Source organism: Haloarcula terrestris, assembly GCF_031624315.1.
GTDB classification, from domain to species: domain Archaea; phylum Halobacteriota; class Halobacteria; order Halobacteriales; family Haloarculaceae; genus Haloarcula; species Haloarcula terrestris.
The window spans coordinates 361914-380443 of sequence record NZ_JAMQOM010000004.1; the positions used below are offsets into that span (position 1 = coordinate 361914).

Consider the following 18530-nt stretch of genomic DNA (forward strand, 5'->3'; position numbering starts at 1 on the left):
CGGTTAGTCCGCGACCTGCGCCCGCTCGATTGGCTCGCCGAAGGCGTACACGGTGTTGTGGCTCGTGATCTCCACGTCGACCGTGTCACCGATTTCGAGGCCACGATCCTCTGCGTCGGCGATGACGACCTGCCGGTAGGCCTCGTCGTAGCCCACCAGCGACTCGTCGGTCCCGTCCTCGACGAGCAGGACTGACGAGGTGCGCCCGATCATCTCCTCGTAGGCTTCAGCCATCAGTTCCATCTTCGCCTCGCTCATCTCCTTCGAGCGGTCCTTCTTTGTCTGGCCGCCCAGGCCCTTCATGTCAGCGGCGTCGGTGCCGGGCCGCTTGGAAAACCGCGTGACGTTGATCTTCTCGGGACGGGTCTCGCGCAGCAGCGCCATCGACTGCTCGTGATCGGCCGGCTCCTCGGTCGGGAAGCCGACGATGAAGTCCGTCGACAGCGTCCAGTAGTCCAGGTGCTCGTCCAGCGTTTCGACGACCTCCAGGTACTCCGAGACGGCGTGCTGGCGGCGCATATCGGCTAGCACGTCGTCGCTGCCGGACTGGACCGGCGCGTGGATGAAGTTGTACAGTTCGTCGTGTTCGGCGAACACCCGCGCCAGTTCCTCGCGGACGCCATGCAAGCCCTTCGGGTTCGCCATGCCCACCCGGATCCGGAAATCGCCGTCGATGTCGGAGCAGATGCGGTCGAGTAGCTCCGGCAGGCGGCTCGTTCCCTGGTTCGTGTCCCAGCCGTAGACGCCGGTGTCCTGGCCGGTGATGCGTATTTCCTTCGCGCCGGCGTGGACGAGTGCGCGGGCCTTCTCGACGTTCACCTCGACGGAGGGCGATTCGATTTTCCCGGTCGCTTGCTTGGTGATGCAGTACGAGCAGTCGGACATGCAGCCACGGGCTATGGGGAGGATGCCGACGACGCCGTTGAGTACCGTTTCGGTGTCCGGTGTGATCGTCGGGCACTCGCCGTTGAGGACGTACTGGGGCACGTCGTCCCAGTGGAGCACCTCGGCGTCGATGTCGGCGTCCTGGAACTCCTCGCCCTGTGCGAGTGCCATACAGCCCGTGACGACGAGGTCGGCCGGCGTTTCCGCATCGAGTTCTTTGGCCCGTGCGAGCATGTTGCGCTCGGTTTTCTCAAGCACCGTGCAGGTGTTGAGGATCGCCACGTCGGCCGACTCCGGCCCGTCGGCGGAGTGGTGCCCGCCCTCCCGGAGCGCCTGCTCGATCTGCTGGGTCTCACCTCTGTTCGAGGTGCACCCGTACGTCTCGATGTGATACCGGGCCATTCATCCGAACACTATCGCCAGGACGGCAAAAGGGCGACGGATTGGACCGGTCAGTAGCCGTCATCCGCGTTCGAGTCGTGCGTATCCGTGTCGTCCGTGTCCGCGCCGTCCATATCCGCGTCGGTCGTGTCCACGCTGTCCCGGTCTGTTTCCGTCCCGGTCGGGGTTTCGCCCTCTGTCGCGGCCTGCCATTCTCGAACGATGGTGTCGCCGCTGGAGGCCCCGATGCGCTCCGCGCCGGCTTCGAACATCGCCTTCGCTTTTTCCCACGACCCGACGCCGCCGCTGGCTTTCACCGGGAGGTACTTGCTGAGAATCTCCACGTCGTGGACCGTCGCGCCACCTTCGCTGAATCCCGTCGCGGTCTTGAGGTACGCGGCGTCGGCGTCGGCAGTGAGTTGCCCGACCCGTTCGAGTTCGTCGTCGGAAAGCAGCGGCGCTTCCACGATGACTTTCACGGGCACCGGGACGCTGGCGACGACTTCCGTGATGTGGTCCCGGACGGCGTCGTCTTCCCCGGCCTTGAGGAGGCCGACGTTACACACCATGTCCAGTTCGTCGGCCCCGGTATCCCAGGCCAGTTTGGCCGCCTGACAGACGCTGTCGGTCTGGCCCTGCCCGTGTGGGAAGTCGATGACGGCCGTCAGCGGGACGTTCGCGTACTCCGTCGCCAGCGGGAGTGCCCAAGGCGGAATACACGCCCGCATCCCGTACTGCAACGCCTCGTCGAGACAGCCCCTCACGTCGTCCGGCGTCGTTGTCGGTCCGAGGACCGTATGCTCGATCCGGTCTGGCACGTCGTCCATACAGCGGGGTGAGGCGTGGTGTGTACGTAAAGACGGCGGGCGACGGAGGCAGTACCACCCGTGTCGGTTGCGTTCGGAAGGTTTTCCCTCGTCGGGGTCGGCGTGGGGGACATGGTACTGCCTTCGGGGTTAGCGCTCCCGCCGCTTGAGTACATTATCGCGTTGCTTGCGGGCACGCTCGTGGTGACAGCGCTGTTGTACGCCCTCGAACCACCGATCGACCAGCGGACCGTCGTGGCGCTGACGCCGTGGATGGCACTCGGCGGCGCGCTGCACGCCTTTCATCAGCCGCCGATAGAGGCCTACAGACCGGTGGTCGCGCCGCTATTTGGCGCGCCGGCGGTGTATCTCACGACCTTCGTCACGCTGGGCGTGGTCTGGATCACGCTGACGCTGTTCAGCGTCCGCCGGGGTCACAGCGAGACGATATCGCGAAATCTGGGGTACATCGGGATCGGTCTCCTGACGGTGTTGCTCGTCATCGGCGTCGTGATGGCACTGCGCTCGGAGCTACTGGGTCTCATCTGGCCGACTATCGCCGTCGTCGTGGCGGCAGTCGTCACCGCGGTGACGGTGCTCGCTGTCGCACTGTGGCGGACGCCGATCATCGTTCGGATGCGCTACGCGGCCCCCACGGTCGTCTTCGCGCACATGCTCGACGGCGTCTCGACGGCGGTCGGCGTCGATGTCATCGGCATTACGGAGCGAACGCCGATTCCGGCCCGAATCATGGAGTTCGCCGGCACGCTCCCGACGGCCCCGTATCTCGGACAGGGCTGGCTGTTCGTGTTCGTTAAATTGCTTGTGGCGGTTGGGGTCGTCTTCCTGCTGGACGACTACCTCGAAGAGGACCCTGTCGAGGCCAGTCTGCTACTCGCGCTTGTGACCGCCGTCGGCATCGGTCCGGCCACGAACAACATCGTCCTGTTCCTGTTCAGCCCGGTCTGAGACTACCCCGTCGATGCATCCTTGATATGCCGCTGTCGCTCCTGTTCGAGCCGCTCACAGCCGAACACGAGCGAGTCGGGCAGGGCAGCCGCATCTGATTGTAGGCACTCGAACACGACCGCGACCTCCTCGAAGCGCGGCCCCCGTCCAGCGACCAGCGGCTCGGTGTCCCACGTGATGAACCCGAGGTCCGCCAACTTTGGGAGGTGACGGTGATACAGGTCTCGGCGGAGGTCGTCCGGATCTAGTGGGATGTTGGGGTTGGCGGCACTCTCCGGCAGCGGTACTGTCTCGTCTGGCGGTGCGTCCAGCAACGCGACGATGAGTTGCCGGCGCGGCTCGGCTGTGATCGCGCTGAACACGTCGTCCCACCGCCCCACCACCTGCGTTGCCTTCTGATAGTGAATGTCTGCCATATTATTGCTTGATATGTCATATCTTCTCGGGAATAAATATATGTTCTGGCCGTGACGATTCGGATGACACAACGCTCATTGGCACTGCGAGCAAGAGAGGAGACGTGCTCGATTTCCCCCTCTCGCAGTGGGCGTTCGTCTGTGCCGTCACCGGTGCGTTCGTGGGCCTGCTGCTGAACATTCCGATGGTGACGCAGGACGAGGGGTATCTGCCGGCGTACGTCGCCGCGGGCGGCCTCACCCGCACCAACCCGACCGCAGTGAGTCGTCCGCTCGCCGTCCTCGTCCATCACGTCACCGCCGTCATCGCGGCCCTACTGTACGGCGTGGTCGTCGCTGTCCTCGCGTTCGTACTGCCGACTGCGGTCTCGCTCAACGGCGTTCCACTGCTCCCTCACGTCGTCGGTGCCGCGGGCGTCACCGCGTTCATTTACTACTTTTTCGCCCGCATTGCGATGCCCCGCTTCGGTGGGAGCCTCCGTGACCGGGGTGACGAAATTGTCGAGCAGTGGGCGCTGACGGCGTTCATCTACGGCACGGCGCTCGCCCTGTTCGTGCCGGTGCTCGTCACACAAATCTGACTACTGGTTCCGGACTCGCTTCGAGAGGTTTCGATAGGCCCCGAGATACAGGAACACGGTGGCAAGCAGTGCGAAGGGGGCGACGAGCGCCCACGATGGTCCGTCCGGTGTCCCCGCGCCGACGGTGTAGCCGGTCAGCACTCCGAGGACGACTCCGGCAGCGACGGCGATTCCCGCCGGCCCCCGCATCCGCCTGTCGAACAGCGAGAGGTCGTCTGCCATACCCGCTCTCTGTCCGGGTCCTCCCTCACTGTTACGGCCGGCGAGAATCCACTGGCTACTAAACGGTCCCGTTCGACGGGCCTGTATGGCGAAACAGCCGCACCTCCTCGTCGAACCGGGTGACCTGACAGACATCGCGCTCGTGCCGGGCGACCCCGGCCGCGTCGACCGCATCGCCGGCCTCTGTGACGACCACGAGGTCGTCGCACAGAACCGCGAGTACAAGCTCGTCAACGCCACCTACAAGGGCCGCGATCTGACCATTTGCTCGACCGGTATCGGTTCACCGTCGACGGCCATCGCCGTCGAGGAACTGGAAGCAGTCGGCGTCGAGACGCTCATCCGCGTCGGGACGACCGGGGCGCTCCAGCACGGCATCGAGATCGGTGATATGGTCGTCGCCAACGGCGCAGCCAAGGACGAGGGGACGACCGGGCGCTACGAGTCGGACACGGTGCCGGCCGTGCCCGACTACGACGTGCTCACGTCGCTGGTCGACGCCGCCGAGGCCAACGACGAGGACGTTCACGTCGGCCCCATCGCCACGGACGACGCCTTCTACGCCGAGACGGACGAGTACATCACCGACTGGGAGGCCGCCGGTCTGCTCGCCGTCGAGATGGAAGCCGCCGCGCTGTTCTCCCTGTGTCGCCGCAAGGGCCTGCGCTCGGGCGCTATCTGTACCGTCGACGGGAACCTCGTCGAGGGGACACAGAAGGGCGAAACCGAGGCCGACGAACTCCCCGAGAAAGCCAAGAACAACGTCGAGCGTGCCATCGAAATCAGTCTGACGGCGGCCGCGTCGCTGTAGGTCCCTCCCGTCGTGTCCAGAGTCGTCTGTGGCACCGACCGGCGGAGGGCTTAACAGACGTTCTCCCGTGCAAACCTGTATGCTCGACCAGTTCCGGAAGCGGCTCCGCGCGGCTGCCAGACGGCTCCGACGGGTCGAGCGCCGCGAACTACAGGATTTCAGGCGGTGGGCCGAGGTGACCGAGAACCTCGTCCACCTCTCCATGCTGGTGTTCGTCCCGCTGGCTATCGTGCTGGTGACGACGCTGGCAAACGCCGTGCCACAGCTGAGCTTTCTGCTGTTTCCGCCGCTTGCGGCGGGGTCGTACACGCTGTTCGTGGACCCGACGAGCAAGTACTCCGACCCCAAGCGGTTCGTCGCGGGTCTCACTATCGGCGCGGTCTGCGGACTGGGCGCACTCGCCGTCTCGAACAGCTACCTCACGGCCCCGGGCGGCCAGTTCGCCGTCAACGCGCTCGGTGCCGGTCTCGCCGTCTTTGCTACCGGCGTGGTCACCTGGCCCCTGGACATCGAGGAGCCGTCGTCGTACTCAACCGCCTTGCTGGCGCTGCTGGTCGAACCGAACCAGCGGGCGACGTTCGTCGTCAGTATCTTCCTCGCCAGCTCTATCGTCGCGATCATCTTCGTCATCTGGCGCGAGGAGTTCTACGAGCAGCGGGCGACGTACCTCTACGAGTCGATGACCGGCGACGACCACGTGCTGGTACCGATGCGCGGCGAGTCGGCCGGACAGACGGCGATGCTGGGCGCGCGGCTCGCGGCCGCCCACGAGGCCGGAAAGGTCGTCTTGCTGGATATGGTCGCGGATACCGACGCTGCCGCGACCGAACAGTCTCTCACACGGGACACGATACAGCTGGATATCCGATCCGAGAACGGGTCGGACACGCCACCGGCCCAGACGCGTCTCGCCGTCGACGGCGGCGAGCCGACAGACGCGACCGAGCCATCCGGACAGCACAACCTCGAAGCACAGGTCGACTGGCTGGAGACGCATGCTGCTCGGATCGAGACACGGACTGGTGTCTCCTGTCAGGTCGTCGTGGCGAGCGACGACGGGTCACCGGCGGCGACAACGCTGCGAACCGCGCAGGAGACCAACTGCGACCTCATCGTCGCGCCCTACGAGAGCCGCAACGGGGCGCTGACACCGTATTTACAGCGACTCTTTCGTAGCAAGAGCGACGTGGTCGTCCACCGTTCGCGTAGCGACCGGACCCGCTGGAAGCACGTCCTCGTCCCCGTGCGGTCTGTCAGCGACGTGGCCCACAACATGGTCGATTTCGCCACGCGCCTGGCGGGCCGGAGCGGCCGGGTCGCTGTCGCGACCTGTATCGGCTCCGGCGGGGACCGACGCCGGGTCGAAGAGATGCTCGCGGACCTCATCGAACCCTACGAGGGCGCCTTCGAGACGCGGGTTCCCCGGACAGACATCCAGACGTTTCTCGCTGACACCGGCCCGCAGTACGATCTGGTCATGATCGGGGCGAGCCGCGACCGCAGCAAAGCCTCGCGGTTCATTTCACCGCCGACGTTCGAACGGCTGGAGGACGTAGAGACGGACATCGCCATCGTCGACCGCGGTCGGGCCTAAATATCCGCGTCGTCCTCGTCTTTTACGTCGAGCAGGTGGTCCGCGATGTTCTCCATCCCCTGACGGCCGAGCGCGGACTGGACGATGAGATGCCCGCCCAACACTGCCGGGCTGATGACGGTGTCCGCGCCCGCTCGCCGGAGCTTCTCGATGTTCTCGCGGTCGGTCGCCGCGGCGACGATGTTGACCTCGGGATTGAGCGTCTTGGCGGTCAGTATCGCCAAGGCGTCCTGTGCGTCGTCGTTCGTCGCTGTGACGACCGCCGCGGCGTCCTCGATACCGGCTCGTTGCATCGGCTCCTCGTCGCTCGGGTCCGCGGTCAGGACGGCGATGTCCTGCTGCTGGAGCCGCGTGGCCGTCTCCGTGTCCGACGTGATGACGACGAACTCTATCGCGCCGGTCAGTTCTTCGATAATCGGTTCGGTCAGGTCGCCGTGGCCGAGTACCAGTACGTGGTTCTCGAGCAGTTCCAGTTGTGCGTCAGTCATGTTTCCGAGTGCCTCCGAAAGCCGTTTCTCGATTGCCGGTCCCAGCAACGACCCCAGCGCAATAGCGAAACTGGCCGTCCCGACGACGACCACCGACATGCCAAACAGTTTCGCCTGCTGGCTCTGTGGCGTTACGTCGCCGTAGCCGACCGTACTCGCGGTGACCAGCGTGTAGTAGAACGCGTCGGTCGCCGTCGAGAGGTTCGTAAATTCATCCCGTAGCGCGTACGAACCGGCAGTCCCGTACATGAGCGAGCCGATCAGGGCGGCCCCGGCTGCCAGCTGTGCCGTCGAGAGATCGACCGGTCTGGTGAACCGGTGGCGGTTCAACAGCATCGTCGGGAGCGAAATCAGCGAGAGCACGACGAGCGGGAGCGACGCCGCAGAACTCTGGACCAGGCCCTGCACCGCCGAGACGGGTAACAGGATAACGGTCACGTACCACGCGACCCGCAGGCGACGGCGGAGGCCGACGACGCTGACAAGTAGCGTAAACCCCGTGAGCGCGCCGGTAAACCCGGCGGTTCGCTGGATGCTCCGGGGAACGAACTCGCCGAGCGGGCCGCTTATCGACACCGCGCTGATGTTGATGACGCCCGTGGCGAACGACAGCACTGCCACGAGCACCGGCAACACGATGGTCGCGCGTGCCCCCAGCCAATCCCGCGGTCTGTCCATACCCATCCAGATTACAGCGTCCGGTGTAAATGTACTGTCCGCGGGCCGGAAGCGATTTACTACCGGACACGCAGGATGTGGACATGGCTTCACTCCCGATCGAGGTGTTGATGGGAATCTATCTGGGGCTACTGGTGGGAGTGATTCCGGCGCTCGTGTCGTGGGCGCTGGGGTTCAGTTTCAAGTACTTTACCGGCATTACCGTGCCAGGATTCGGTGTCGTCGTGCTGGCAATCGCGCTTGCCGGCGTCAGCGGCGGGCTCATGTCACTGGCCGATAAGTCGATCACGCAGGCCCCCAACGCCGAGCGAATCATCACCGCGATTATCCTCGTCGGGATGGTGTCGCTGTACGCCCACAGCAAGGGGGACCAACTCGGGGCGACCTTCCCGAAGCGGCTCTCGCTGAAGGGGCTCCGTGAGAAGAAACTCTCCGCGGACATGGTCGAGTTCGTCGGCGGCCGCGACGAGGTCCGCATCCGCGTTCTCGGCGACGTGGCCGATATGGAGGGGTATCCGCCGCTGTCGGAGCCGCTCCGGGCCGAGATTCGCAGCGAAGAGTGGCGGTTCCCGGCGGACCTCCGCATCGGCGAACTCGAACGCCGGATGGAGGAGCGCTTGAAATCGGAGTTCGATCTCGGCGACGCCTCCGTCTCCATCGACGAGCAAGGTCGAGCAACGATCGTCGCTGCCCCGCCGTTTTCCGGGCTGTCGAAGCGTGTGGGAAACAACCGCCACGCCGTCTCCGCGGACGCCCTGTTGCCGACCGGCCTCGCCCGCAATGACGAGGTGACGGTGCTGACCGAGGACGCACAGGTCCGCGGGACCGTCGTCAGCGCCCGGTCGGCGTCGTCGGCCGATGAGACGCCCGCCGAGACGCCGGCGGACCCGGATATCGCCGACACCGAGACGCCACCGACGCCGGTCCAGGCACCGACGACCGACGGCGGCGAGGGCCGGCTCACCGTCGCTGTGACCCGAACCGACGTGCAACCGCTGCTGCGCTCGGCGACGCCGAAGGTCGTGGTCGAACCCCGCGGGACACACCGGGAGTACGAACTCGTCTCACTGCTCCGGCGGGCCGGTAGCCGGTTCCGCCGGCTCACCGTCCGCGCCGACGGCCCGCTGGACGGGACGACGCTCAGGGACGCCCACGTCAGGGAGGCCTACGACGTTGCCATCGTCGCCGTTCGGACGCCGGACGGCTGGCAGGTCGCGCCGCGGGGCGATGCGGTTGTCGAGGCCGGCGACGAACTGTACGCGATTGGCCACCGCGATGCCCTCGACGCCTTCGTGGAGGCGGTCGCATGACGCCGCTTGGCCCCATCCTGGTCGCACAGCTCGGGACGAACCTGCAACTGGGGTCGATATCACAGGCATTGGTCCAGGGCGTGGTGTGGCTCCTCGCCATCGCGGTCCTCGCCGCGACGCCGGCGGGCGGTATCGCCCTCTTCTACCGCTGGTACGTCCGCGAGCGGATTCAGACCGGGCTGGCGCTCCTGTTCGGCCTCACCGCGGTCGTCCTCGTTATCGGCGCAACGACCGCGCTCAGCGAGGTCATCCTCGGCGACGAGGACGTGCTGGCGGCCGGCGCGATCCTGCTGAACCTCGCCGCGTTCCTCGCCGGCGGCATCGGGGCCTACGGCGGAATGCGGATCGGTGACCGACTGGGCGTCGACCTCTTCGCGGCGACCGGCGGCCGGAACATCGACGCCGACGTGAGCGAGATCGTCCAGACCGTCGGTCGAGTCACCTCGGTCCGCCTGCCCGAGGATATCGACGACATCATCGGCTACGACCCGATGCCCGAGGAGACCAAAGAGACGCTCGCAGACCGCCGCTTTCTCTTCCCGCGGCGGCTGACGAAAGATGAACTCCGGGACCGGCTGGTCGCCCGGCTCAAGACCGACTACGGCGTCGGCCACGTGGACCTCGAACTCGCCGACGACGGCAACGTCGACTACCTCGCGGTCGGATCGCGGGCGGCCGGCATCGGTCCGACGTTGCCGCCCTCGACCAACGCCGTCGCCATCCAGGCCGACCCGGCCCACGCCGCAAGCGCCGGCGACCTCGTCCAGGTCTGGGAACAAGCGCCGGCAAAGCGCGTGCTCACCGGCGAACTCCGAGGCGTTGCCGGCGACGTGGTGACGGTCGCTATCGACGCCGCCGACACGCCGAAACTCGACCCGCAAACGCAGTACAAGCTGGTCACGCTTCCGGTGCAGGACCGCTCGGATCGGGAGTTCGCCTCGCTGCTCCGGGCGGCCGACGAGACGATGGGGACCGCAACCGTCGAACCGGGAAGCGTGCTCGACGGCGCGGCGGTCGGCAGTCTGTCGGTCGCCGTGGTCGCGATTACCCGCGAGGACACCGCTCCGGAGACGATTCCGTCCCGCGGGCGCGTCCTCGCTGCCGGCGACACCATCTATGCGATTGCGACGCCCGACGCGCTCCGGCGGCTGGAGCAGGCGACGGAAGGGACCACGGCGGCTGTGTCGGACCAGCCGGACGGCGATACGGACGACAACGACGAACCGTCAGGTGCGTCTGACCCCGCTGATGGCGGCGAGCAGACCAATGAGACGGCGGCGTCAGCGACTGATTCGACCGATGCGAAGACTAGTGACAGTGCTGAAGATGTCGACACAGCCCAGACCGACGGGACGGCAGAGACCAATGCTGCCGATGAGCCGGCTGACACTGCTGCTGATAGAACGCCGGGGCATACCGAAGCGGCGGACTCCGGGGCCGATACGATAGCGGATGCCGCCGACAGCGACGAGTCCCCGGACGACGACCCGCTGGCGGCACTTCGGAGCGCCGATCCGGATGACACTGGTGAGGAGTTACCCGCGGACGAGACGTTCGAGGACCCACCGGGCGACGACGACACCGTCGAAGTGTGGGATCCGGCGGAGCGAATCAGCGATCAGGACGACGAAGCTGCTGACGACGGGGCCGGCGACAGTGATCCCACAGACGCCGAAGACGATGGCAACGACGAATCGACCGCCGGCGACGGCTCGGAGAAACCGAACTGAGGCGCGGTTGTCGCTGTTTCCAGCGGAGGAACGGCTAACGTGGCGCGGCGGATCGCCTGCCGCCTGAAAGGGCCGGACATGCCGCGGTCCGGAACCCTCTTTTGCCGGACGCCCGGAGTACTGGTATGGAGTGGAAACTGTTCGCACACCTCCGGGATGCGGCCGACGGCCAGTCGGTCAGCGTCGATATCGAGGGCGAGGCCACGGTCGAGGCGGCGCTCGATGCGCTGCTTGCGGCGCGACCGGCGCTCGCCGAGGAGGTGCTCGACGAGAACGAGGAGTTGGCCGACCACATCCGGGTGCTCGTCGACGGCGAGGACCCGTTCGCCGCGGGCGAGGGACTGGCGACACCAGTCGACGAGGGAACGGAACTCGCGCTGTTCCCGCCGGTCAGCGGCGGTTGATCCGGATTCCAGTCCGAATTAGTTTTCTACCGGCCCCGCAACCGTCACGTTCGAGATGACGATGCGCACGCCGTCCTGGTACGTCACGTCGAGCGATACATCCCAGCCGTGGGTCCGGGCGAGCATGCGCAGGTTCGGAAGCGTCATCCCGGCCGCAGCGTCCGGGATTGCGCCGCCGTACTCGAAAAACGCCTCCGGCGCTGTCTCGCCCGCGGGGGTTCCGTCATCAGTGATGACGATCTCGTCGGCGTTGCGCGTGACCGTGACTGTCGACGCGCCGTTGTGTGCCGCGAACGTGAAGCCGCTCTCGAAGAGATCGCGCAGGCGGGTCGGATCCGCGATGACTTGCCCGTCCACGTCGGCCGCCACGGTGAGGCCGTTGGTGTCGGCGCGTTTCCAGGCCCCGTCGACGACCGGCTGCAGGTCGACCGGCGTCGTCTCGTCGATCGTCTGCCCGTGTCGAGCGAGCGTCGCGAGTCCATCGACGATTTTTGACATCCGGTCGGCTGTCTCGGCTGTCGATTGGAGGGACTCCTTTGCAAGTCCCACATCCCCGCGGTTCAGAGCGTCGCCGGCGACATCGACGCGACCAGTGATTATCTGGAGCGTGTTCAGCAGCTCGTGTCTGATCGCGGTGGCGAACCCCTCCAGTTGCTCGTTCTGGCGGTCCAGTTCCCGGCGTTGCCGCTCGCTGTCGGTCACATCGGTGAACACGAGCATGCGGCCGATATCGACCTGTCCCAGCGAGAACGAGGTATCGCTGATGAAGAAGTATTCCGTCTCCCCGTTTCGGGTCCGTTCGAGAATCTGGTCGTCCGTTTCCAGGATTTCCGTGATGGCCGGCAGGACGGCGTCGAGGTGCTGCCCGCGGCTCCCGGACAGCGTCGGGAACAGCTGCTTTGCCTCACCGTTGGACTCCTTGATGTGGTCGTCGTCGTCGAGATACACGACGGCGTCGTCGACGCCGTCGGTCAACTGCACGGCGAGGAACGCCTCGTCGAACACGTAGAGGATGCCGACCGCAAACAGCGCGACGCCCAGCGGCTCGTGGTTGATGTCGAGCAGGGCGTTGCTGACGTAACCGGCGATATCGAGCGCCGCCGGGAGCGCTGTGATGCCGACGAGGACGCCGAGCGGGCGGGTGTCGTAGTCGGCTTCGAGGAACAGTTCAAACAGCATGAAGAAGCCGACGGCGACGAGTGCGTAGGAGAGCCCTGTCACCACCCAGTGAAACACGCCGTGTGTGATTGTCAGGTGCGGGAACGGGTCAGAAACGAACTGCGTGGCGAAGTAGAGCCCGTGAAACGGATTGGTGAGCTTTACCATGACGATGCCGAGATACGTGCCCGCCGCGACCGCACGGTACAATCGGTTCCGGTGGAAGGCCCGGCCCGTGTACGCTGAGCAGAAGTACAGCCACGCGCCGACCGTGGCGAGGCCGACGATGAGGCTGCCGAGATAGAAGGCGTACCCCAGTGTCCCCGGTGTAAGCAAAAATCCGAGTTCCAGCGCCGCCCAGCCGCCGCTACAGAGGAGTAGCGCGACCATTCCGCGGCGCGTGTCCGGGTCCTCGATACGGGCCGCTCTGTGGAGCCCGACACCGCACCCGACTGCCGCGAGAGCGAACGCCGCGACGTACGTAAAAAATACCGGTGAACTCCCAACTAGATCCATCTACGGATGGTTTGGCTGTTCGTTCAATGAGTGTTATGTCCGTGTTATCGCTTCTGATAACTCTTCGAGGCCGTCGATTTCGAACACGAAGTCCGGGCAGTCGTCGATGTTCCCGCCGGCGTACGCTGCCTGGGCCACGTGGCGGGGCGTCTCGGGAATAAGAACTCGTGTCGAATCAACACCGAGAGTCGCCGCATCAGCGGCTATCGCCGAAAACAACGCTTGCGCGGCGGCAACGTCGTCCCACACTCCGACCGCGTACTCGGCAAGCAGGTCGCCGTCGCTCTCGGTCGTTCGGACGCGACAGGCCATTCCCCGTGGTTCGTCACCGCCGACGGTCAGGACTGTCTGGTCGGTCGCCAGCCGATCCAGCGTCTCCCGCGTCAGCGTCGAAAGCGCCCAGCTCTCGTCGCTGTCGAGCGCGAGGCCGGCCAGTGCCTCCCGACCCTCGCTTTCCTGCCAGTAGCGCGACGCTGTTGCGGGGTCGTTTTTGACGCTTGCATCGGGCGTTTCCGCTCGGGGCTCGGGCTGTGCCCAGCGGAACGACGTTGCGGCTTCGAAGCCGGCGGCCAGCGATTGCCCGAGCCCGGCTTCGTTCCAGGAAAACACCATGTTCCGACCGACGGACGCCCCGGCGTCGGCCGCCCAGTCGATGAGCCGCTCGGTCAGCAACGATCCGAACCCCCTCCCCCGGTGGTCGGGGTCGACGCGCATGCCCTGAAACCACGCTTCGGTGTCAGTGAGCATGACGGCCTGGCAGAGGCCGACGGCGTGGCCGTCAACGTCGACGACGAGGGTTTTCCGGTCCGGGCCGTCGGCCTCAACCCAGTCGCGGAACACGTCCGGGATGTAGTCGGCCATCACGCGGTCGGGCCAAACGTCGCTGGTCAGGTCGACAACGTCCTCGTAGTCGTCGTGGCGGGCCGTCCGAACAGTCGGCGACATGCGGGCAGCCTCGCCCGCGACGGTGAAAAAGAATCGCTTCGGTGCGTCAAGCAGCTTGCCTCGCTCCCGCACAGACTACCGTACCAGGCTCGATGCTACAGCCAGGGCGTCGAGCGTTGCTGAATCTCGCCGGCCAGCGGCTCCTGCATGGTGTCGGCCACGTCGTCGCTGTTTGCCAGCGCCCACATGAGTTTGACCTTCGCCGTGCCGGGGAGCATGTCCTCACCCTCGATGACGCCGGCGTCGAGCAGGTCCCGGCCGGTGTCGTAGACGCGGTCACAGACCCGCCCTTCGAGACACTGACTGGTCATCACGACTGGGATGTCCAGGTCCTCGATGGTTCCGATCCAGTCGGTGTTGACGTGCCCCAGCCCGGTCCCTTCGATGACGATGCCCTCGCTCCCGTCGGCGGCGGCTTCGAGCAGCGTGGTGTCCATCCCCGGCGAGAACTTCAGCAGTTCCACGTCCGTCTCGATGTCGTCGTGTAACGCGAGGTCGACGCTGTCTCGTTCGGTGTACTCCCGATGGAACGTCACCGTACTCTCGCTGTCGATGTCGTAGTCGACCTCGCCGAGTGGCTTCGCGCCGACCGTCTCGAAGGCGTCCCGGCGCGAGGTGTGGTTCTTACGAACGCGGGTCCCGCGATGGAGCGCACACCGGTCGTCGGACTCGTCGGCGTGCATACAGACCAGCACCTCCGCGCAGTCGCTCGTGGCGGCTTCGACCGCCGAGACGGCGTTCATTACGTTGTCCGAAGAGGGCCGATCAGCCGATCGCTGGCTGCCGGTGAAGACGATAGGAACCGGCGTGTCGAGCATGAACGACAGCGCCGACGCGGAGTACTGCATCGTGTCGGTGCCGTGCATGACGACGATGCCGTCCGCGCCGGCCTCGATCTCCTCGTGGACCGCCTGCGCGAGGTCCTGCCAGACGGCCGGGGTCATGTTCTCAGAGAGGATGTTGGCGACGACGCGGCCGCGGTAGTTCGCCATCCCCGCCAGGTCCGGAACTGCCCGAAGCACGTCCTCGGCGTCGAACTGGGCCGTTACCGCGCCGGTGCGGTAGTCGACCGTCGAGGCAATTGTGCCGCCGGTGGAAATGAGCGACACCGTCGGCAGGTCGTCGTCGAATTCTATCGCTGACTGGCCCTGTTCGTCCTGTGCGCTCTCGACATCGTACACGTCCGATTCCAGCACGTCGACGGATGCGTCCTCGCGGTCGATGCCGACGTTGTACCCGCCGTCGAGCTTGACGACGAGATGATCGGGCGTACTCGACGGGAGCAACACGCCCTCGTAGGTCTGGGCCGCGCGCTCGACGCGGACCCGGTCGCCTGCGTTCATGCGCGGCACTTTCCGCCGGTGGGACTTGAACCCACTCGTTTCGGCGAGCGGTCTCGATCACGTGCCGGAATCCCCGACTGCAGTGTCCCTTGCCGCCCGCTCTGGAATAATCAACGTCGTGACTAAAAATCACAACTGCTACCAGACCACAAGGTTATCCGACTAGACACTCTCCTAACAAGTATGGCAGACAACAAGAACGGGCGCGAAAACCAGGCCCAGAACGACGAGCGCCGTCAGCGGGAGCGCGCCATCGCCGAGGAGCTTGAACGCGCTGATGACCCCGAGCCACCGGTCAACCCCTCGGAGCTTGCGTACTTCGAAACAGAGCTCGAAACACTCGAATTCCCGGCGACGGCCGCCGACGTAGTCGCTGCGGTGGGCGACCGCGAGGTTGAGTCGACTGAGGGGACCTACACCGTGGCGGACCTGCTCCCGGACGCGCAGGTCGAATCCTTCGAATCGCCCGCCGAAGTTCGGACGCGGGTCCAGCGGCCGACGGTCGCGGGGGCGATGAAACGTGTCGTGGAGGCCGCGGACACCTACCAGAGCGCGTCTTTCGGCACCTCCCAGCGAGACGGGTACGAGCAGACGTTCCGGGAACTGCAGGCCATCGACGCGGATGACGACGACGAGGGTATCAGCGTCATCGCTGACTGGGTCGTCGAACGGATTCACGAGAAAGAGAAACTCCCGGGCTCCCGTGACGTGCGCCGACAGGCGGCGAAGTTCTGCCGGTCGAACGGCTACTCCGTCCGCAACGACGACTGGCTCGGTATCTGAGCGCCAGCGCTGCCACGGCCATGACTGGCGGTATGCCTCCACAAGGACCATACCGCTCGCGGTCCGACACTTGGTATGGCCGAACGCACCGAGGAACGGACCCGCGACGCGGACGCCCAGTCGGGCAGTGACCTCGGGATCGACATCGGTGAGTCAGAGTCGGCACAGACGGACGCTGCTGTCGGGGAATCGGTTACTGATGGGTCTACTGTCACTGACGATTCCACGAAAGAGCGTGGCAGCTACTTCTCGCTGCGGGCGTTGCTGTTTGCCTTCGGTGCGGTCGGCGGCGGGATGGTACTCGGTGGGCTGATACCGCTCGTTCCCTTTACCGAACTGCTCGGCGTCCTGCTGGGCGGATTTGTCTACGGACTGCTCGCCAGCGAGCGACGCTATCTGGAAATAGGGCTTGCTGGGGGTATCAGCGGCGGTGCCACAGCTGTTTTCTCTCTGCTGCCGCAACTCGCCGCGGGGCTGAACGGGACCCGGCTGTTCGCTATCGCCGGTGGTGTCGGCCTCGTGCTCGCGCTGGTCGGACACTACTTCGGTCGGGACCTCCGTAGCGGGCTGACGAAGGACTTGTAGTTCGTTTGGTCCCCTGTTCTGATGCATCTCGTAAGCCCGCCCGTTTGAATCACGAACTGTGGTCTGTACTCGTGGTGCTCGTTGCATCGGGTCCCACCGAGCTTGATGAAACGAGGCCACATGCTGCGTCGGGATGCTCTGTTCGTGACAGATATGGATAGCCGGCATCTCTCCGAGCGAATTTCCGCCAGGCGACCTCAATAGTGCTTGTCCACTCAAGTGATTTATATCTCGATCCCATATGTACATATATTCGGGCATTATTTGGATATACACTTTCTTTATGGGCGTATTGAACCTTATATACTAGAATAAAAACGCTTATAATTCTTGTATGTAAAATCAGAGATACAACGTATGGCGCCAGAAACGTACGGGCTTATCAGTCTGCTTCCGGCAATGCTCGCCATTGTACTGACCCTGGTTACTCGCCAAGTACTCCTTTCGCTGTTTGCGGGCATCTGGATCGGTGCGACAGTGCTTATCGGGTGGAACCCAGCCGCTGGAGCCGCTCGGAGTCTCCAGTTTATCGTGGACAACGTAACCGAACCGTTCAACGTCAAACTGCTACTGTTCACATTCCTCATCGGGGCCATGCTGGGGATGATATTCCTGTCGGGCGGAATGAACGCGCTAGCCTCCCAGATAGTCAAGCGCATTCGAAGCCGTCGGCAGGCAGCAATTGGCACCTCGCTGCTGGGAATGACCATTTTCGTCGACTCGTACGCCTCAACGATGATCACCGGGTCGGTCATGCGCCCGATAACTGACAAGTTCGATATCAGTCGCGAAAAACTGGCGTACATTCTCGATTCTACCACCTCACCCACAGCGTCGCTGTCGGTCGTCTCGACGTGGCTCGGGTTCGAGGTCGGTCTCATCGCCGAGCAACTGACCTCAATCGGAGTGGATCGGAGCGCGTTCCTGCTGTTTCTCGAATCGATTCCGTACCGTTTCTACAGCCTGCTCGCACTTGCGATGGTGTTTATTGTCGTTCTCGCAGACATGGACTTCGGTCCGATGGCGAAGGCCGAACGCAGAGCCAGAAACGAAGGCAAAGTCCTCGGCGACAACGCGGACCCGCTGATGGAAACCCAGGACGATGATATCGTGACGCCCGACCACGTTGAGCCGCGGTGGTGGTACTTCGCCGCGCCAATCGCTGCACTTGTGGCGGTGACCGGATTCTCGCTGTATTACTCCGGCGGTGGGTTCGCCGGGGGGAGCCTCACCGATGCGCTGTCGAACGCAGCTACCGCGGACTCAATCGTGTGGGCCTCATTCTCGGCCTGTCTGGTCATCCTGACGATTCTGGTCGGTCACGCACGGATCGCAGTAGACAAGGTGAGCGACGCCATTTTCGAGGGATTCAAGATGGTGATGTTCCCCGTTGCGGTGCTCTCGCTCGCGTGGTCTATCGGCGCTGTGAGCCAGGCACTCGGGGTCGGTCCCTATGTCGTTGCTATCAGCGAGGGGATCATCACGCCGGGTATGCTGCCCGCCGTCGTCTTCCTCAGCGCCGTCGTCATCAGCTTCAGTATCGGAACGTCCTGGGGAACGATGGGTATCCTGTTCCCGGTCGCGATACCGCTCGGATACGCGCTGGGCGCGCCGCTAGCACCAGCTATCGCCGCGATTCTGACCGGGTCACTGTTTGGCGACCACTGTTCACCCATCTCCGACACCACGGTGATGTCGAGTATGTTCGCCGCGAGCGACCACGTCGACCACGTAAACACCCAAATTCCATATGCGGTGCTGGCCGGTGTCGTCTCGACCGGGCTGTTCCTGATGGCCGGCTACGGTGTCTCGGCGTATATTGCGCTCCCAATCGGACTGGTCGCTGTCGGGTTGGTGACGTACCTGCTCTCCGAACAGTTGTCGGTCGAGGTACCGAGCTCATACGAGTCGAAAGCTGATTGAGT

Annotated in this window: 18 protein-coding genes; 10 read left to right on the forward strand and 8 right to left on the reverse strand. The window is 64.8% G+C overall.

Features of this window, described 5'->3' with window-relative positions; translation table 11 throughout:
* Nucleotides 1-3: 3 nt before the first annotated feature.
* Nucleotides 4-1287 (reverse strand): tRNA (N(6)-L-threonylcarbamoyladenosine(37)-C(2))-methylthiotransferase, encoded by a 1284-nt coding sequence (locus NDI54_RS12055; protein ID WP_310896687.1) that lies wholly within the window; start codon nucleotides 1285-1287, stop codon nucleotides 4-6.
* Nucleotides 1288-1337: 50 nt separating this feature from the next.
* Nucleotides 1338-2093: a deoxyribose-phosphate aldolase gene (deoC, locus tag NDI54_RS12060; RefSeq protein ID WP_310896688.1), complete on the reverse strand. Its 756-nt coding sequence runs from the start codon at nucleotides 2091-2093 to the stop codon at nucleotides 1338-1340.
* A gap of 111 nt (nucleotides 2094-2204) precedes the next feature.
* Here deoC and NDI54_RS12065 point away from each other — a divergent pair, with 111 nt between their 5' ends.
* Complete coding sequence (locus NDI54_RS12065) at nucleotides 2205-3041, forward strand: DUF63 family protein (protein WP_310896689.1); 837 nt, start codon at nucleotides 2205-2207, stop codon at nucleotides 3039-3041.
* Nucleotides 3042-3043: 2 nt separating this feature from the next.
* Here NDI54_RS12065 and NDI54_RS12070 read toward each other — a convergent pair whose 3' ends face one another.
* A complete protein-coding gene (locus NDI54_RS12070) occupies nucleotides 3044-3457 on the reverse strand; it encodes a hypothetical protein (RefSeq protein WP_310896690.1) in 414 nt (137 codons plus the stop codon).
* Nucleotides 3458-3561: 104 nt separating this feature from the next.
* Between NDI54_RS12070 and NDI54_RS12075 the strand changes: the two genes are divergently transcribed.
* A complete protein-coding gene (locus tag NDI54_RS12075; RefSeq protein ID WP_310896691.1) occupies nucleotides 3562-4038 on the forward strand; it encodes a hypothetical protein in 477 nt (158 codons plus the stop codon).
* On the opposite strand, the gene NDI54_RS12080 is transcribed toward NDI54_RS12075, so the two are convergent.
* Nucleotides 4039-4260: a hypothetical protein gene (locus NDI54_RS12080; protein ID WP_310896692.1), complete on the reverse strand. Its 222-nt coding sequence runs from the start codon at nucleotides 4258-4260 to the stop codon at nucleotides 4039-4041.
* An 85-nt stretch (nucleotides 4261-4345) separates the two neighbouring features.
* Between NDI54_RS12080 and NDI54_RS12085 the strand changes: the two genes are divergently transcribed.
* The gene (locus tag NDI54_RS12085) at nucleotides 4346-5071 is read left to right on the forward strand and encodes a nucleoside phosphorylase (RefSeq protein ID WP_310896693.1); all 726 of its coding nucleotides are present in this window, start codon (nucleotides 4346-4348) and stop codon (nucleotides 5069-5071) included.
* A gap of 79 nt (nucleotides 5072-5150) precedes the next feature.
* On the forward strand, nucleotides 5151-6665 hold the full coding sequence (locus NDI54_RS12090) for an HPP family protein (RefSeq protein ID WP_310896694.1): 1515 nt from the start codon (nucleotides 5151-5153) through the stop codon (nucleotides 6663-6665).
* On the opposite strand, the gene NDI54_RS12095 is transcribed toward NDI54_RS12090, so the two are convergent.
* Entirely contained in the window at nucleotides 6662-7831 is a 1170-nt protein-coding gene (locus NDI54_RS12095) for an NAD-binding protein (RefSeq protein ID WP_310896695.1), read from the reverse strand. The two genes, NDI54_RS12090 and NDI54_RS12095, sit on opposite strands and share 4 nt — an antisense overlap.
* A gap of 29 nt (nucleotides 7832-7860) precedes the next feature.
* Between NDI54_RS12095 and NDI54_RS12100 the strand changes: the two genes are divergently transcribed.
* The 3 genes from NDI54_RS12100 to NDI54_RS12110 all read left to right on the forward strand — a co-directional run bounded on the left by NDI54_RS12100 (nucleotide 7861) and on the right by NDI54_RS12110 (nucleotide 11275).
* Complete coding sequence (locus NDI54_RS12100; protein WP_310896696.1) at nucleotides 7861-9141, forward strand: potassium channel family protein; 1281 nt, start codon at nucleotides 7861-7863, stop codon at nucleotides 9139-9141.
* Nucleotides 9138-10871 carry a potassium transporter TrkA gene (locus NDI54_RS12105; RefSeq protein ID WP_310896697.1) on the forward strand — a complete coding sequence of 578 codons (1734 nt, stop codon included), beginning with the start codon at nucleotides 9138-9140 and terminating at the stop codon, nucleotides 10869-10871. Before NDI54_RS12100 ends, NDI54_RS12105 begins: the two co-directional genes overlap by 4 nt.
* Nucleotides 10872-10996: 125 nt before the next feature.
* Nucleotides 10997-11275, forward strand: a complete 279-nt coding sequence (locus NDI54_RS12110; protein WP_310896698.1) for a ubiquitin-like small modifier protein 1 — start codon at nucleotides 10997-10999, stop codon at nucleotides 11273-11275.
* A gap of 18 nt (nucleotides 11276-11293) precedes the next feature.
* On the opposite strand, the gene NDI54_RS12115 is transcribed toward NDI54_RS12110, so the two are convergent.
* The 3 genes from NDI54_RS12115 to gatD form a co-directional block, all read right to left on the reverse strand.
* On the reverse strand, nucleotides 11294-12949 hold the full coding sequence (locus NDI54_RS12115) for a histidine kinase N-terminal 7TM domain-containing protein (RefSeq protein WP_310896699.1): 1656 nt from the start codon (nucleotides 12947-12949) through the stop codon (nucleotides 11294-11296).
* A gap of 33 nt (nucleotides 12950-12982) precedes the next feature.
* A complete protein-coding gene (locus NDI54_RS12120; RefSeq protein WP_310896700.1) occupies nucleotides 12983-13894 on the reverse strand; it encodes a GNAT family N-acetyltransferase in 912 nt (303 codons plus the stop codon).
* A 95-nt stretch (nucleotides 13895-13989) separates the two neighbouring features.
* Nucleotides 13990-15237, reverse strand: a complete 1248-nt coding sequence (gatD, locus tag NDI54_RS12125) for a Glu-tRNA(Gln) amidotransferase subunit GatD (RefSeq protein ID WP_310896701.1) — start codon at nucleotides 15235-15237, stop codon at nucleotides 13990-13992.
* A 183-nt stretch (nucleotides 15238-15420) separates the two neighbouring features.
* Between gatD and NDI54_RS12130 the strand changes: the two genes are divergently transcribed.
* The 3 genes from NDI54_RS12130 (at nucleotide 15421) to NDI54_RS12140 (ending at nucleotide 18528) form a co-directional block, all read left to right on the forward strand.
* Entirely contained in the window at nucleotides 15421-16020 is a 600-nt protein-coding gene (locus tag NDI54_RS12130) for a DUF5789 family protein (protein WP_310896702.1), read from the forward strand.
* A 75-nt stretch (nucleotides 16021-16095) separates the two neighbouring features.
* Nucleotides 16096-16605: a hypothetical protein gene (locus NDI54_RS12135; protein ID WP_310896703.1), complete on the forward strand. Its 510-nt coding sequence runs from the start codon at nucleotides 16096-16098 to the stop codon at nucleotides 16603-16605.
* Nucleotides 16606-16962: 357 nt separating this feature from the next.
* Nucleotides 16963-18528: a Na+/H+ antiporter NhaC family protein gene (locus NDI54_RS12140; RefSeq protein WP_310896704.1), complete on the forward strand. Its 1566-nt coding sequence runs from the start codon at nucleotides 16963-16965 to the stop codon at nucleotides 18526-18528.
* Nucleotides 18529-18530: the final 2 nt, after the last annotated feature.

What these genes read in the sequence shown, in the direction of transcription:
- NDI54_RS12070 (WP_310896690.1), bottom strand. Translation starts at nt 3,457, where the DNA reads ATGGCAGACATTCACTATCAGAAGGCAACGCAGGTGGTGGGGCGGTGG.
- NDI54_RS12130 (WP_310896702.1), top strand. Translation starts at nt 15,421, where the DNA reads ATGGCAGACAACAAGAACGGGCGCGAAAACCAGGCCCAGAACGACGAG.
- NDI54_RS12140 (WP_310896704.1), top strand. Translation starts at nt 16,963, where the DNA reads ATGGCGCCAGAAACGTACGGGCTTATCAGTCTGCTTCCGGCAATGCTC.
- NDI54_RS12055 (WP_310896687.1), bottom strand. Translation starts at nt 1,287, where the DNA reads ATGGCCCGGTATCACATCGAGACGTACGGGTGCACCTCGAACAGAGGT.
- NDI54_RS12065 (WP_310896689.1), top strand. Translation starts at nt 2,205, where the DNA reads ATGGTACTGCCTTCGGGGTTAGCGCTCCCGCCGCTTGAGTACATTATC.
- NDI54_RS12105 (WP_310896697.1), top strand. Translation starts at nt 9,138, where the DNA reads ATGACGCCGCTTGGCCCCATCCTGGTCGCACAGCTCGGGACGAACCTG.
- NDI54_RS12110 (WP_310896698.1), top strand. Translation starts at nt 10,997, where the DNA reads ATGGAGTGGAAACTGTTCGCACACCTCCGGGATGCGGCCGACGGCCAG.
- NDI54_RS12100 (WP_310896696.1), top strand. Translation starts at nt 7,861, where the DNA reads ATGTACTGTCCGCGGGCCGGAAGCGATTTACTACCGGACACGCAGGAT.
- NDI54_RS12085 (WP_310896693.1), top strand. Translation starts at nt 4,346, where the DNA reads ATGGCGAAACAGCCGCACCTCCTCGTCGAACCGGGTGACCTGACAGAC.
- NDI54_RS12120 (WP_310896700.1), bottom strand. Translation starts at nt 13,894, where the DNA reads ATGTCGCCGACTGTTCGGACGGCCCGCCACGACGACTACGAGGACGTT.
- NDI54_RS12090 (WP_310896694.1), top strand. Translation starts at nt 5,151, where the DNA reads ATGCTCGACCAGTTCCGGAAGCGGCTCCGCGCGGCTGCCAGACGGCTC.
- NDI54_RS12095 (WP_310896695.1), bottom strand. Translation starts at nt 7,831, where the DNA reads ATGGACAGACCGCGGGATTGGCTGGGGGCACGCGCGACCATCGTGTTG.
- NDI54_RS12115 (WP_310896699.1), bottom strand. Translation starts at nt 12,949, where the DNA reads ATGGATCTAGTTGGGAGTTCACCGGTATTTTTTACGTACGTCGCGGCG.
- gatD (WP_310896701.1), bottom strand. Translation starts at nt 15,237, where the DNA reads ATGAACGCAGGCGACCGGGTCCGCGTCGAGCGCGCGGCCCAGACCTAC.
- NDI54_RS12080 (WP_310896692.1), bottom strand. Translation starts at nt 4,260, where the DNA reads ATGGCAGACGACCTCTCGCTGTTCGACAGGCGGATGCGGGGGCCGGCG.
- NDI54_RS12135 (WP_310896703.1), top strand. Translation starts at nt 16,096, where the DNA reads ATGGCCGAACGCACCGAGGAACGGACCCGCGACGCGGACGCCCAGTCG.
- deoC (WP_310896688.1), bottom strand. Translation starts at nt 2,093, where the DNA reads ATGGACGACGTGCCAGACCGGATCGAGCATACGGTCCTCGGACCGACA.